The sequence below is a fragment of the Niastella sp. genome, from assembly GCF_045805085.1.
Classification (GTDB): domain Bacteria; phylum Bacteroidota; class Bacteroidia; order Chitinophagales; family Chitinophagaceae; genus Niastella.
This window is the reverse complement of sequence record NZ_JBJMLX010000160.1, coordinates 1-15,255: the sequence shown is the minus strand read 5'-3', so window position 1 is coordinate 15,255 and position 15,255 is coordinate 1. Positions and strand designations below refer to the sequence as shown.

The window sequence follows — 15,255 nt, the reverse complement described above, 5'->3', positions numbered from 1 at the left end:
GTTTATAGGAACGATCTGATCGTCTTCGCCATGAAGTACCAATACTGGTATGTCCACATTTTTTAGATCTTCGGTAAAATCGGTTTCTGAAAAAGCCTTTATGCATTCATAGTGAGCAAGTATGCTACCCATCATTCCCTGACGCCACCAATTATCACGTATGCCCTGCTTTTCGATAGCTCCCGCACGGTTGTAGCCATAAAATGGAATAGAAAAGTCTCTGAAGTATTGCTGACGTTGTGTTGCTGTGAACATCCGGATCTCATCAAAAATACTCATGGGCACTCCATCAGGATTATTTGCATTTTGAACCATAACAGGCGTTACGGCACTTATCAAAACAGCTTTCGATACTCTCCCTTTGCCATACTTATTTACATAACGGATCACTTCTCCACCGCCAGTGGAATGACCGACATGGATGGCATTTTTTAGATCTAATGCTTCAACAAGTTGCGCTACATCTGAAGCATATGTTTCCATTTCATGACCAGTAAAAGTTTGAGAAGAACGTCCATGTCCTCTGCGGTCGTGAGCAATTACCCTATACCCATTTTGTAAGAAAAAAATCATTTGGGCATCCCAATCGTCGCTTGACAATGGCCAACCATGATGAAAAACAACAGGCTGTCCGGTTCCCCAATCTTTATAATACAGTTCAGTGCCATCTTTTAATTTTAAAAAGCTCATTTCATTGATTTTAATGGTGAATATTTAATATATCGTAAAAGTAAAGGATATTCCACTTTAAGTGGTAACCATAAAAATATGGTCACACCATGATCACAGTTTAGTTTTAATTCTAATTCATTTTATACAGAAAATCATTTAGAATGCAGGCGGATCTGTATTTTAACGAAAAAAGCCCGCCTTTCGACGAGCTCAAATTTCAAAGAGCCTAAGCCCCGGCAAAGCAAAAGCACTGTAAACGGCTACTTCTTCATATTCGATGCATCCACATAGCTCATCAGTTTCCAGATGCCACTCTGCACAATAGTGCGAACGGCCATCGTTTCGTTAAACATGGAAGTCGTATCTTTTTGCGGGAATAGTTTTTTAACCGATTCGGCATAGCCATCACCTAACTTATTGAGGTCGTCGTAAAAATTCACGGTTACATATTCATATCCCATCCTGGTATCTACCGGCAGTATCTTTTCGTACAAACCCCAGCTTTTCAGGATGCCCATTTTAATTCTTTCTTTATGCAAGGGTAAAAATGTTTCTTTCTCCATTTTTATATAATCCGCTGTTTTACCGGCGGCGGGCTGCATTAGATCTACCTGCATGTACTTGCTGGGTGGGGCATTGGGTGCATCGTCTGTATGGGCGCCTTCTACGGGCGAATAAATTTCGCGCCGTACAATATGGCGGCATTCATCAAACTGCGCTTGTACATCACTGATCATTTTATCGGTCATTTCAGGAAATGCTTTTTTATAGATGTCCTTTGTTGACATTGGAAAATCAAGCAAAGCACCCAGGCTGCCGGCAATATTTACGGTCGCATAATCAAAATCGGTGGAAGAGCCCGCCGGCATCAACACCTGGTACAAATACCAGCCCATCAGGTTTTGGCTTTTAAACAAATATTCATTCACCTTTTTACCATATTTTTCTACCAGTTGCCGGTATTGCTCCTGCTTGCCCGGATGTACCTTGATAAAGTTAACGCCCACATAAAAGTGTTGTGGGGGAGTTTGCGAAAGCCCCCTGACAGCGGGCAATAACAAAGCAATCAAAACAAAAGCAGCAACCAGTTTTGACAGGCGCCTGCGCGCACGCAGGGCTTGATGTTTAGTGTACATACAACATGTTTTTTAGCTGATGAAATAGTAACAGGCAGGATCTTGTTCAACAGGGAGAGGAATGAGGGCAAGGTAAGAACAAGTCGCTGCCCGGGAAAGCCGGAGAGGAAATGTTGATGGTGGTCAAGTGTTTTTTATGCTTTTTATATGTCCACCGTCATTTTATGCTATTTTTGATTGCCTTTTAACAACCAAAGCATCCGATGACCAAACAAATAAACAATCCCTTTATTCTTGCCCTTAAAGCCTACAATCTTACGGTGGAGATCCATCACCATTCTGCCTATCAAATAGTATTGTCAAACGATACACCTTTTAATTCAACTATTAATGGTCAGTTGTGTGAACGTATTCATGGCTTTTTAATCAAACCACAGGTACGACATTTTTGCGTAGCCGAAAAAGGTAGTTTAAATGTTTTGAACATAGAGCCATACTCAAATATAGGCCTGGAGCTTTCAGGCAGGTTTCAAGAGGATCAGGACTATATAATTTTCAATTCCCCAACCGAAACAAATACTTTTTTTCAAACAGGTAAAGATACCTTTGACATTTACACCATCATAGATGCGTTGCTTTCAAAACTGCCAACTGTTCATTATGATGAAAGAGTAACAAAAATAGTTGAATATATTAAGGCAAATTATTTTAAGCAAGACATAACCCCTCAAACTTTTGCCGATATTATTTTCCTTTCCCCTTCCCGTTTAGCTTCTTTGTTCAAAGAACAAACAGGCAGTAGTTTGTCAAAATATTTGTTGTGGACAAGATTACGCCAGGTTATTTATCTCACTCTTTCTGACAAAGACAGAAGCCTTACAGACATTGCTTACGACACAGGTTTTTATGATTTGCCCCAACTGAATAAGTATATGTATGAAATGCTTGGGATGCCGCCAAAAGCCTTAAAACACAATAGTGACCTGATACAAATTTATTAGTCAGGCAAATTTCATTTACAACCTATAGAAAAAGCCCATTCCTTCTCTTCTGGTTCAAAATTTCCCGGGAGCATAATGCTATTTCCACTGGGTTTCAATTAAGCACTTCTACAGAACAGTGATCTGATACAAGTTTCCCGGCTTCCGGTTAACCACTTTTGTATTGTAAATAACAATACAGTAAGCAATGTTAACAAAAATAGATACTACCATTAAGTATGGTAAACAACATGGCGGATTTGGAATACAAATATTATATCCCGGGCTTATCCGTCCGCAATTAAATGATACGGGTTTTTCTACAATAGGAAGAATAGACCACGCCAGAATCCCCCCCGGAACACTTATTCCCATGCATCCACACAGGGATGATGAAATACTCACCTATTTGAGAAGCGGTAAAGTGAAGCACCTTGACTCGGAAGGAAATACCGACATTATTTCAAATCAAAAGTTGATGATGATGAATGCAGGTGCAGGTTATTTCCACGAAGAACTGGTATTGGAGGAAGGAATTGTTTTAGAGGGATTACAAATTTTTATCAGACCGGAAATTGGCGGCTTACAACCACAGGTACAATTTCACCAATTGGAAGATGCATACAGCACTAACCAATGGCGTAAAATAGCAGGGAAAGGACAGGATTATCCATTGCAAATACGAAGCAATACCTGGTTAATGGATAGGCGTTTAGGAAAAGGTGAGCAAGTTATTTTGCCTGAAATACCTGCTGAAAATACAACCTTCCTGTTCTATGTGTTTGATGGAGCACTACGGGTAAACGAGGACATCCTTCTCACTACAGGAGAAAGTGTGTTAATAGAAAAGGAAAACCCGCTTTTCAAGGCACTTGAAACAAGCGATATCGTATTATTCATTACACAAACAAACGCTGATCATTTTGATGATGGAATGTATAGCGGAAATCTGCAATGAGAAAATAGGAATGCCCAAAAAAAGGATAGTGATCTGATACAAGTTTATCCGCTCTCACAATTACATCTTTGCATAGAAATAAACAATTACAATTAAAAATTTAAAAGAAACCACTATGAGCAGACTATTATTAAAATTATACTTTTTATTAAGTGTATTCCAATTAAGCTTATCCTCCATAAATGCGCAAAGCATCCCTGATAGCACCATGCAAAAAATTAACGGTTTCAGGGCATTTTATGAAACGCTGGGCAAAGTATATCCGCCAGATAGCACCATTAGTATTGACGCAACAGAAATTGCAGGGGTTAAGAGTTATTGGTTTAATCAAAATATGGTAAATCAAAAGCACATTATTATTTACCTGCACGGTGGTGTATATACATATGGCAACATAAACGCTTACCGTGCTATGCTAAGTCACTTAGCCAGGTCTTTACAGTCAACAATTTTATACGTAGAATATTCCTTGTCTCCCGAACATCCATTTCCTGCAGCCAACAATGAAATCTTAAAGGTGTATCGTGAAATTCAAAAGAAATATCCTGACTATAATATTACTATCATAGGCGACAGTGCAGGTGGCGGGTTGGCAATATCTTTAGTAAATGATGCTCAAAAAGCGGATCTGCCAATGCCAGCTTCTTTGGTCCTTATTTCTCCCTGGATTGACTTAAAGTGTAATAATAGATCATACGAAACAAAGCAGGCAGTTGACCCGATCTTAAGTAAAAAATTTCTATATGACCATGCTTTGTTGTATGCTCCAAATAAATTGAAAGAAGCAGACCCCAGTGAATTAAAGTTCAAAAAATTCCCCCCGGTCCTTTTATTGGTAGGAACTGATGAAGTATTGAATGATGATTCAAAAAACTTTTATACCAGCATCAAACCCATACAGGCAAAAGCAAAAATAAAGGAGTTTGCAGGTCAGAAACATGTCTGGGTATTCTCACATATTGATTCTAAAGCATCCATTGAAGCAGTAAATGATATTAAGCAGTTTATAAAATAGTATTAAACGTAATTAGATCCGTTTCAACGATGACAAAAACAAAATGCCTTCCAAAAATGGAGGGCATTTATTGTGGTTTGTTGGTATTTTACCTGGTGAATAACTTTTATCACCTATGTAGTTTGCACTCAATTCAAAACTTTTCTATTTTTGCGGCACTATTAAACCTAAGTCCTTTATGAAACACAGAACCGGAACCCTTCTCCCCTTATTATCAAACGCCTTTGTCATTGACAATTCTTTGCCTTTACACACCGATCACCTGCTGTTGTAATCACCCTTTATTTACAAAGTCAAATAGATCAATCGAGGTCCCTGCCTTGTATTGAGTATTTGTACCACTTCCTCCATCTTATGAAACCAACCGTTAAAATACTGCCCTAACCAGGGTGGATTTCCTGCTTTTGCCATTCATTATTCGCTAATCAAACTTTAATCATGAAGAAGTGTTTACTCTTTTTGTGGTTGTTGCCTTTTTGTTTGCACGCACAGATGCAACCCACCAGCTACAACACAGGCACCTCGTTTACCTGCATTGCCGTTGATTCCAATTACAACATCTGGGCAGGAAGAAGCAATGGTGTTTATCAGCTCGACAAATTAAGTAACCCCAATGCCAACTCGTTTACAGCACTGGCCGCCACGGCGAACTTTAACGTGCAGGCCCTGGCAGCCGACCATGTAGGTAATATCTGGGCCGGCCACAATGGCCGCGGTGGCAGCACCGCCGTGGGTGGCGGTATTGAACAGATCCCCATTAACAACACGGCGGGTATGGTGCACAAGGCGCCCGACAGAAATGCCGAGTGCTTTACCTACCTGGGGCGTGACGGCATAGGGACACTCAATTGTGCCGGTTTGGCTATAGATTCAAACGGTACGGTTTGGAGTGCGCATAAATACAACGATCTCACGTCGAGCCCTGACTATATCGTAACACCAGGTACTTTTTCATTCAAACAGGAAGGAGATATCGGTTTTAGGTCACGCGGTACTTACCAGGATTATCGTGGCGGTGCAGACCCTGCTGAGTTTCCTTACCCCGCATATACCTGTAACCCCACGGCAACGCAAACGGCGCAAACCCGCAACGTGTATTCCATAGCAGCAGGTAAGAAAGAAGTGTGGATCAGCGTGGCACCCTATACCAGCAAATCGGGTGTTGCTTTCCCGGCCCGTTTGCTGAAATACAACATTGATGGCAGCTACGCCGGCATTTCAGCAAATTTTGCTACCATCGGCATTCCGGCCGGCGGCATCTTCAATGGCTTGTGGCTTACGCCTTCCGGTGATCTGTGGGCTACGCTCAGCGCCGGCAAAGGTTTTGCGGTTCGTCGTCGCGGTAACTGGACTTATGTGAACACCAACAATCTGTCCTGTATCTTTCCTGCCGGCGCGGCCATAAACGCCAACGCTATCTGGGGCAACCGCCTGGGCCAGGTGTTTATAGGCACTAATAAAGGGCTGATCGTGTACAGCGGCACCGGCTCTGTCAACAGCAAAAATTCTTACACTTTATATACTGCGGCTACCCACGGTCTTATCTCTGACCAGATCCTGGGCGGGGTTGCTGAAAAAGATTCCATTCAGTGGATCGCTACCAGCAATGGCATTATGAGCAGCACACTGGGCAGGAATTATCCCCTCGTAGCCGACTCAACCGATTATCACGTATGTAACCAGCAAGCGATCAATGATATTGAGGATCAGACCAACCAGAATGTTACCGGCCGCCAGGATTATCACCTCTATCGCGTTGAAACCGAAGTTTGCTCTACCACTGGTCCCAACGGCAGCAATTGTAACGCAGAGTATGTATACAAGCTGATGAAGCACGATGCCAGCCTTCAGGCGCCCACACCGTGGGATTTTCCTTATGATGTGCTGTCTACCCCCATGCTGTTAAGCGCTGATAAGAACACGGTGGTGAATATGGTGTATCAGCATGTAAATGCTTTTGACCCTGCTACTTCCGAAACCAACACAAACGGCGGCATCAAATACATTTCACAGGTGCTTGATGGAACGTATCTCGCTTTACACCACCTGGCGCCTACCAACGCAAAAATTCCCTGGCTGAGCGAATATGTAGACAGGGATAAGCGTGGCTACTGGATGGAACAGCAAAAAGCAGATAATCCCGATTCAGTAGTAGCCTGTCATACCTACAACTTATACAACAGCCCGTATTTGATCAATGACCGCATCGCTTACGACCTTACGATAGACAATGTTGCCTGCGGTAACAAACTGCACGACATTGCTTATGACCAGGTATGGATCTACCCCGATGATAAGAACCTGACATTAACCAACTATACCCAGCCCGGACACTTCCTGTATCCCGGTAAAGTATTCCGCTCAGTAGTGGAAGAATGCGGCAAAGTAAAGATCGTGACGGCGGGCTCCGGTTTAAGTTATTGCGGCGACGGCACTCCCGGAAGAATAAATGCCATCGGCAATATCATCGTTGGCTCCATACTGTTCAAAAACATCGATCTCCGGTTAAAGAAAGCATTCGAGGCCGGTCATTAATAAAAATATTAATCATGAAACAACTATTCATTACCATACTGGCGCTCTTTACCATCGCTATGGTGGGTCATGCGCAACCGGCTGAGTTATTTTCCAGGACCTGGAAGGTAGAAAAGCAGGTGAATGTGTTAGGCGCTGCTACTACTACCCTGTTCCATAAGGATTCAGTAAGCAACATATTTAACTATGCCACGCTGAAATACAATTTTTTCAACAACGGCACTTATACGGTTACGTCAGACAGCACCTCCAGCCAGGGAACATGGGCTATCAATTCAACAGGTGATTCAGTGATCATCGATACGATCCCGTTTTTAATGACCGAGTTGTCGGCCACCCGTTTCACTACCCGCGGTTATACGATCAAAATGGTAGACGCTGCCGGCACCCTGGACAGCTCTTTTTCTTATGTGACCTTATACCCGTTAACGGCGTTGCCCGTGAACCTGCTGTCTTTTACTGGTCAATATGCCAACAACCTGGTAACGCTGAACTGGTCTACCGCACAGGAGCAACAAAACAAAGCGTTCGAAGTGCAGTATAGCGCCGACGGCTACGCTTTTGAAACCATTGGCAGCGTGCCTGGCAAGATCAACAGCAACCTGGTGAGCCAGTACCTGTTCAATACTACCCACTATCGGGATGGTAAGAACTTTTACCGGCTGAAGCAGGTAGATCAGGATGGTCATTCCACCATCTCCTCCATCGTAACCATCCAGATCAATCAGCAAGGCGTTATCAGCCTGGCTCCTAACCCGGCTTCCACCAGGCTGAACCTGTCGGTAAACCAGCCGGTAAGCGGCAGGCTGCAATTAACATTGACCACGTTAACCGGTCAGCAGGTATGGGCAACCAGAGTGGCCGGTAATAGCAGCAACATCACCGTGAACCTGCCTGCTTTAACAAAAGGAGTATACGTTGTCGCTATCACGAACAGCAAAGGGGAAAAGCTGTTCACCAACAAGTTGGTGATCCAATAAGTTGCAGGTTCCAGGTTTCAGGTTTCAGGGACTCTATTGCGAAAGGCCGATTTCGCCAAGCCTTGTAACCTGAAACCTGGAACTATTTCTTTCTTTCCGGTAACCGGCAACTGTTAAAAATCATGAGTGCATCTGCTAATAAATATTACGTGTTCAGACTTCTTCTTGGCCTGTTGTGTTGCTGTACTGCATTTACCACAAAGGCGCAGACAACTGCTGATTTTTCCATCAATAAGAAAGAAGGCTGCGTTCCACTCAGCGGGGTAAACTTTACCGACCTATCGACCGGCGGACCAGTAGTGCGCCGCGACTGGAACCTGGGCAATGGCACCATTATCAACAATGGCGCCGCCACCGTTGGAACCAACTATTTAACAGATGGCACATTTACCGTTACCCTCACTGTTACTTTTTCCAATGGTGATGTAAGGAACAAACAGGATGTAGTGACCGTGCACCCAAAACCGGTAGCCGCTTTTACAGGTGATGACCTGGCAGGCTGTGCACCGCACACCGTACACTTCACCAACCAGGCCACTACCGCTACCGGCACCATCACCAATTACCTGTGGGACTTTGGCGCCGGCGGTAGTTCTACCTCCGATCCCTCTTTCACCTACAACAGCAATGGTAATTACAATGTATCGCTGATCGTAACCAACAACTGGGGCTGTACCAGCGATGCCGCTATTAAAACACCCTACATACAGGTATATCAGAAGGTTAATGCGTCCTTTACGATCCCCGCTTATTACAGTTGCGATACACCCTTTACTGCCACCTTTGTAAACACCAGCACAGGCGGCGGAATTATTACTTATGTATGGGATTTTGGCGACGGCCAAACTTCAACCGATGCCAACCCCACCCATACCTACACCAACACCGGCGCTTATACCGTTACGCTGACTGCAAAAAATGGGACTAATTGCATCAGTACTTCCGTTCGCGCCAATGCGGTGCTGGCAGGCAAACCAACCGTTAACAGTACAATGCCGGACACTGTATGTTCAGGCGCCACAACTGTGCTATCCGGCAGTATTGTGCCTGCGGCTTTTATCAACACAGTAAAATGGTTATTCCCTGATAACAATACAACACAGTTTGGGCAGAACGTTTCACATACATTTACTACACCCGGCGATTACGATATAGTAATGATCGCCTATAATTCCGCCGGGTGTAACGATACGGCGCACCACCTCATTAATGTACGACCTGGTTTGCAGGCTAACTTTTCGATGGATAAAACAGTTGGCTGCAATGTTCCTTTTACCGTGCAGTTCACCAACAGAAGTACCCCACCCGATCATTTAAAATACGACTGGGATTTCGGTGATGGCGCACATGATGCCACTGCTGACCCGGCGCATAGCTACAACAGTTTTGGAAATTATACCGTAACCCTTACGATCACAGACACTATTACCGGTTGCACCGCTTACCTGCAACAACCCAATGCGATCAGAATTCAACAGCCACAGGTAGATTTCACCTACACACCGCACGATGGCTGTAAACCATTGCCGGTAAAAGCCACTGCACGTGTAACCAATCTTCTTGACCCGGTGGTCAGTTATGCGTGGGATTTTGGCGATGGCTATACCACTACCACCACGGTTGACAATGCTTCGCATACTTACACCGCTGCCGGCGGTTATTCTATTACCCTAAAGATCATTACCGCACAGGGCTGCACCGTTACTTCCATCGCCAAACCCGTGGCGGTGGCCGATCTTTGCGACGATGATGGTTCAGGCGATGGCGGGGGCGGCGGAGGAGGTGGTGGCGGCTTCACTATTGGCAAAACCTGTAGTGATAAATACACCCTTACGCTCACCGACACCCTCAGCAATACAATTCCGCTTAGCTGGGACTTTGGCGACGGCTCACCGTTGTACACTACTGCGCCCCTGAATCCCGTTACACATACCTACCCTGCAACGGCTACCAGGTACGTAGTGGAGTTCACGCGCAAAGACACCCTGACCGGCAACGTGACCAGTGGCCGGGTGCGTGTTATCATTATCGATGAACATGCCAGGTTTGCACCGGACATTACCGATATCTGCAACAACAAAACGGTGAACTTTCACACCATCGGTATCGATTCTTCGCTTATTAATAAATACACCTGGGATTTTGGCGACGGTACACCGCGCTACACCATCAACAACAAAAATTATTACACCAGCTACGGCCTGTATTTGAATGGCAATACTTCGCACCAATACACCGATACCGGCGTGTTTTATATAAAGCTGATCATTGAAGACAAGATGGGTTGTCTCGATTCATTTCAGTATGCAGTGCCTGTTACGGTGAAAGGGCCGGCCGTCGGTTTTACAGGGGCGCCGCTCACCACCTGCGCTCCCAGCCTGCTTGTAAATTTTACAGATACCAGCAAACAGAACGGTAGTACACCCATTGTGGAATGGAACTGGAATTTTGGCGATGGTACCCCGGCATATATTACCACTCAGGATACCGCCCTTTTGCACACCTACACCAATAACAGTTATGTGCGCTTTTACCCGGTATCGCTTACCATAAAAGATGCCATCGGCTGTACAGCACAGGTTACCTATAACAATTATGTTAAGGCCTATAGACCCACGGCTGGCTTTTACAGCTACGATACTTTAAAATGCGGCAGCACCAGCGTGTTTGTGTACAACTCATCATCTGCCTATAATGCTAATTATCTGTGGGATTTTGGCGATGGCGCTACTACTGCCAGCTATAACGGCTCACACACCTATAGTACAACCGGCCAATACAATATTAAGCTGGTAGTGAAGGATGAAAATGGCTGTATGGATAGTGTGACCACGCCTGCTTACATCAAGCTGGTAAAACCCAAAGCCGATCTTACCGTCAGGGATACAAGCAATTGTGCACCGGTGGGTGTATTGTTTGCAGACAGCTCACTCTATGCCAATAATTATGTGTGGGATTTTGGCGATGGTGGCACCGGCTCTACAGACAAAGATCCGTCGCGCCACATTTACCCGGTGCCCGGTTATTATCCGGTAACGCTGCACATTACCGGGGTAAGCGGGTGTATCGATTCCATTACAAAGATCATTCATATCAAAGGCCCCATCGGGCAGTTGCAGGTAGGCAATTTTACGGGTTGCGCTCCTTATACTTTGCCCTTACGGGTAACCGGCAGTAATATCAGCACCTATGCATGGGATTATGGCGATGGCACACCGGTCCAGTCTTCGTTTATAGATTCTGCGGTGAACCACGTGTATCCGCTGGCAGGGAAATTTTTGCCCAATATCGTGCTCACAAGTCCGGAAGGTTGTCCGTTCACCTTAAAAGCAACAGACACCATCCATGTAGATTCAGCGCATGCTGCGTTCAGCATTGACCGTCCGTTGCGTTGCTTCAACGACCGGGCGGTGCAATTCACCAATCAATCTGCCACGGCCTTCGGAACGGTATCGTACAAATGGTTGTTTGGTGATGGACAGGGATCGGCACAAGCCAGTCCTGTATATACCTATAACACGGATGGTGAATACGATATTACACTTATTGTGAACAGCTATTACGGATGTTCCGATACGCTAACCCTGCCCAAAGGCGTGCAGGTACATCAGCAACCCATTGCAGCCTTCCAGGCAGACAGCCTGTATTGCTCACCTGCCTTGCGGGTATATAACAACCACAGCACAAGCGCCGATCCTGTTGCGCAGTATGCATGGTACGTGGATGATCGGCCCACTGCTGCAACACGCGACCTTTCTTACACCCTTTCAGGTGGCATTCACCAGTTGGCGCTGGTTGTTACCACCAACGCCGGCTGCATCGATTCGCTGCCGGCCAGGGTTACGGTGGATTCTTTGGTAGCGGATTTTACCATCGACCGCGCTATTCGTTGTGGTGATGACCGCACCATCACGTTTACCAATCTTTCGCAAGGTTATTTCGGTATGGCTTCCTACGCCTGGGATTTTGGGGATGCCAATACCGGCACCGATCTCAACCCCATACATACCTATGCTACCCCGGGTTCTTACCCCGTTACAATGCTTGCTACAAGCACCACTGGCTGTACAGCGGATGTTACGGCAGCAGCACCTGTTACCATCTTTACCAAACCAGTGCTGCAGATAAATGGCGATGTTGAAAAATGTGCACAGCAGTCCATCGACTTTCGTTCAACCATACACTCCGAAGACCTGGTCACTCAATATACCTGGAAGCTGAATGGCAGCGCCATCAGCAATACAGATACCGCTTTCCATTATTTTAACAATGCCGGCTTATATGATCTGGCGTTCACCGTGAATACAAAATACGGTTGCGAGGTAACCGCCGATGCCGCCATCACCATTCATGCATTGCCGGTACCTGCCGCCTCGCCAAAAGATACAACGGTTTGCATAGGAAGCCTGGTGCCATTACAGGCGAATGACGGTTCGCAGTATAATTGGCAGCCGGTCACCAACCTGCAGGATGCTACCACTGCCACGCCCGTTGTTACAGCCATGCAGGCAATGCGGTATTATGTTACCGTGACAAATACTTTTGGCTGTGTGCAAAAAGACAGTGTGCGGATCGTGGTGGATGAAAAAGTAAGGTTGCAGCACAGCAATAATGTGTTGATCTGCCGGGGTGATCAAACCCGACTGAACGCCAGTGGCAATACCAACCAATGGGAATGGACGCCGGTGACAGGACTGAACAGTCCGCACCAAGTTTCAACGGTGGCTTCGCCGGATCAAACTACCAGCTACCAGGTAGTAGGCTATAGCCGCAACACCTGTCCCAACGATACCGGTTTTGTACTGGTAACCGTGGCCGATCTGCCGGTGGTTGACCTGGGGCCCGATCGTACGGTAGATGCCGGACAGGTTATTACCTTATCACCTGCGGTGAGTGCCGATGTGGTGAATTATAACTGGTGGCCTTCTGCCGGACTAACCTGCACTACCTGCAATGCACCGCAATTGGTAGCAGATAAAGACATTGCGTATCACCTGCGCGTGACCACGCAATATGGTTGTACATCCGAAGACGATGTGCGCATTTTTGTAGCCTGCGGCAAAGGCGCTGTGTATATTCCCAATGCGTTTACCCCAAATGGTAATGGGAAAAACGACGTATTTTCCATAAAAGGTTATGGTATCCAGCTCGTGAAAAGCTTCCGGATCTTTAACCGCTGGGGCCAATTGGTATTCAGACGCGAGAACTTTTTGCCGGGTGACCGCAGTTCCGGCTGGGATGGCACTTTCAATGGCAAGCCAGCCGATCCCGGCGCTTATGTATACATCACTGAAGTAACCTGTAATGAAGGCAAACCCATCGTGTTAAAAGGAACGGTACTGCTGGTTCGCTGATTGCCTTTTTGTAGAGTGAGGACACTACCAACTATTTTAGTTAACTTACAATTATGTCAAAATATAAAGATGTAGTGGTAACACTTTCTAAAAAACATCCCGAAACCGGCGAAATAGTGCCGGCCGGGCACACCTATGTAATTGGGGTATTAGGCAATAAAAAGAAATGGTATGAAATTGAATCCCAGTTATTAAACGAATTGTCAAACGAAGATTTACAAAAGGAGCTGTTTAAAATATTGCATCCGCAAACACATCATTAACCACCAACCTCCTGGCACCTATATGCCGAAGCACGCCCAGGCTTTTATTATTCATAGCCTGGTTATGCACGCTATAGATAATATTGCCATTTGAATTATTGCTTTTCAAACGGTAAAATAAGGTAAAAAGCCGATCCCCTGCCCGGTTTTGATTCTGCAAAAATTAAACCTCTGTGATTCATTACTATTTTTTTGCAAAGGGCAAGGCCAATGCCCGCTCCTGTATATTTGGGGCTTTCATTCAATCGCTGAAAAATGGTAAATATCTGGTCGGCAAATTCGGATTGAAAACCTATGCCATTGTCTTTAAAAACAATTTCATAATAAGATCTGCTCTGGTCAAGTGAAGTAAATTTTAATAATTCTTCCGGTTTTAATTTCCTTGCGCTGATGACAACTTTCGCCGGTTCTTCATCTTTGGAAAATTTAAGGGCATTGCTCATAAGGTTATAAAACAACTGATGTAATTGCAAAGGAATTCCTTTTATCACCGGCAGCTTCTCCACAAGGATCGTTGCTTTTTTTTCCTCAATAGCCAGATCCAGGTCTTTTAATACATCTTTTAAAAGCAGATTAAGGTCAGTTGACACAAATTCACTGCTTAACCTTGACATTCTGGAAAAATTAAGCAGGTCGTTTATTAACTTCCGCATACGATCTGCAGACGTTATTATTTTATTCAGATAAGACTTATCCTCCTTTAACAGATCGCTATTCCGTTCTGCAAGCCTGTCGGAAAAAGTGATGATCTTTCTTAATGGTTCCTGCAGGTCATGACTGGCAACATATGCATACTGATTTAATTCCGTATTGGTATATTCCAGGTCCTTTATTGCTTCCTGTAACTCTTTTGTTCGTTGCAATACCATGTTTTCCATTTCATCGATCGTCAGTTTTTTATCATGAATTTCCGTACAGGAGCCCACATACCCTAAAAACAATCCCTCAGGTGAATAGGTGGGCTTTCCTATATCCAGCATCCAACGGTACTCGCCATCTGACCGCTTTAATCTGTACTCAACCTGGAAAGGGCTTTTAACTTCAAAATTACTGTTATACGCTTCCAAATACCGGGCAACATCCTCTTTATGAATGCCTGAAGTAAACCCAAAACCTTTTTCCTGTTCAAAAGTGCGCCCGGTATAATTGAGCCAGGTATCATTAAAAAAAGTGAAAAACTTATCGGGACCCGAAACCCAAAGCTTCACCGGAACATTGTTGGCGGTGTTTCGGAACCACGCTTCACGATCAGAAATTATTTTTTCCGCCAGCCTGTGCTCTGTTACGTCCAGTATGGAAAGAATGATCAATTGTTCGCGCTGTATTCTTTGGTTTACCCTGCTTGCTTTCAGGATCATTATTTTTTCACCGATCACCGGAAACACATGCTTCATTTCAAAACGGTTGAAATTTGAATTACCG

10 protein-coding genes are annotated in these 15,255 nt (G+C 44.9%); 7 read left to right on the top strand and 3 right to left on the bottom strand.

Going from position 1 to position 15,255, the window contains the following annotated elements; all coding sequences use genetic code 11:
- Positions 1–690 (bottom strand): alpha/beta fold hydrolase (locus tag ACJ751_RS07950; protein WP_407744953.1); only part of this gene is annotated, 690 nt, incomplete at its 3' end.
- Positions 691–932: 242 nt separating this feature from the next.
- Positions 933–1,808, bottom strand: a complete 876-nt coding sequence (locus tag ACJ751_RS07945) for a hypothetical protein (RefSeq protein WP_407744951.1) — start codon at positions 1,806–1,808, stop codon at positions 933–935.
- A gap of 203 nt (positions 1,809–2,011) precedes the next feature.
- Here ACJ751_RS07945 and ACJ751_RS07940 point away from each other — a divergent pair, with 203 nt between their 5' ends.
- From ACJ751_RS07940 to ACJ751_RS07910, 7 genes are all read left to right on the top strand, one after another.
- On the top strand, positions 2,012–2,749 hold the full coding sequence (locus tag ACJ751_RS07940; RefSeq protein ID WP_407744950.1) for a helix-turn-helix domain-containing protein: 738 nt from the start codon (positions 2,012–2,014) through the stop codon (positions 2,747–2,749).
- A gap of 187 nt (positions 2,750–2,936) precedes the next feature.
- Positions 2,937–3,686 carry a pirin family protein gene (locus tag ACJ751_RS07935; RefSeq protein ID WP_407744948.1) on the top strand — a complete coding sequence of 250 codons (750 nt, stop codon included), beginning with the start codon at positions 2,937–2,939 and terminating at the stop codon, positions 3,684–3,686.
- 115 nt (positions 3,687–3,801) lie between these two features.
- A complete protein-coding gene (locus tag ACJ751_RS07930) occupies positions 3,802–4,701 on the top strand; it encodes an alpha/beta hydrolase fold domain-containing protein (RefSeq protein WP_407744947.1) in 900 nt (299 codons plus the stop codon).
- Positions 4,702–5,139: 438 nt separating this feature from the next.
- On the top strand, positions 5,140–7,236 hold the full coding sequence (locus ACJ751_RS07925; RefSeq protein ID WP_407744945.1) for a hypothetical protein: 2,097 nt from the start codon (positions 5,140–5,142) through the stop codon (positions 7,234–7,236).
- Between the two features lie 14 nt (positions 7,237–7,250).
- On the top strand, positions 7,251–8,216 hold the full coding sequence (locus ACJ751_RS07920) for a T9SS type A sorting domain-containing protein (protein WP_407744943.1): 966 nt from the start codon (positions 7,251–7,253) through the stop codon (positions 8,214–8,216).
- Between the two features lie 122 nt (positions 8,217–8,338).
- Positions 8,339–13,570: a PKD domain-containing protein gene (locus ACJ751_RS07915; RefSeq protein WP_407744942.1), complete on the top strand. Its 5,232-nt coding sequence runs from the start codon at positions 8,339–8,341 to the stop codon at positions 13,568–13,570.
- Between the two features lie 53 nt (positions 13,571–13,623).
- Complete coding sequence (locus ACJ751_RS07910) at positions 13,624–13,833, top strand: hypothetical protein (RefSeq protein WP_407744940.1); 210 nt, start codon at positions 13,624–13,626, stop codon at positions 13,831–13,833.
- A gap of 95 nt (positions 13,834–13,928) precedes the next feature.
- Here the strand turns inward: ACJ751_RS07910 and ACJ751_RS07905 are convergent.
- The coding region (locus tag ACJ751_RS07905) for a sensor histidine kinase (RefSeq protein ID WP_407744938.1) at positions 13,929–15,255 on the bottom strand (1,327 nt) is incomplete at its 5' end.

Bases quoted from the DNA above. Each gene is read 5' to 3' on its own strand.
- ACJ751_RS07935 (WP_407744948.1), top strand. From the start codon at position 2,937: ATGTTAACAAAAATAGATACTACCATTAAGTATGGTAAACAACATGGC.
- ACJ751_RS07910 (WP_407744940.1), top strand. From the start codon at position 13,624: ATGTCAAAATATAAAGATGTAGTGGTAACACTTTCTAAAAAACATCCC.
- ACJ751_RS07915 (WP_407744942.1), top strand. From the start codon at position 8,339: ATGAGTGCATCTGCTAATAAATATTACGTGTTCAGACTTCTTCTTGGC.
- ACJ751_RS07940 (WP_407744950.1), top strand. From the start codon at position 2,012: ATGACCAAACAAATAAACAATCCCTTTATTCTTGCCCTTAAAGCCTAC.
- ACJ751_RS07945 (WP_407744951.1), bottom strand. From the start codon at position 1,808: ATGTACACTAAACATCAAGCCCTGCGTGCGCGCAGGCGCCTGTCAAAA.
- ACJ751_RS07925 (WP_407744945.1), top strand. From the start codon at position 5,140: ATGAAGAAGTGTTTACTCTTTTTGTGGTTGTTGCCTTTTTGTTTGCAC.
- ACJ751_RS07920 (WP_407744943.1), top strand. From the start codon at position 7,251: ATGAAACAACTATTCATTACCATACTGGCGCTCTTTACCATCGCTATG.
- ACJ751_RS07930 (WP_407744947.1), top strand. From the start codon at position 3,802: ATGAGCAGACTATTATTAAAATTATACTTTTTATTAAGTGTATTCCAA.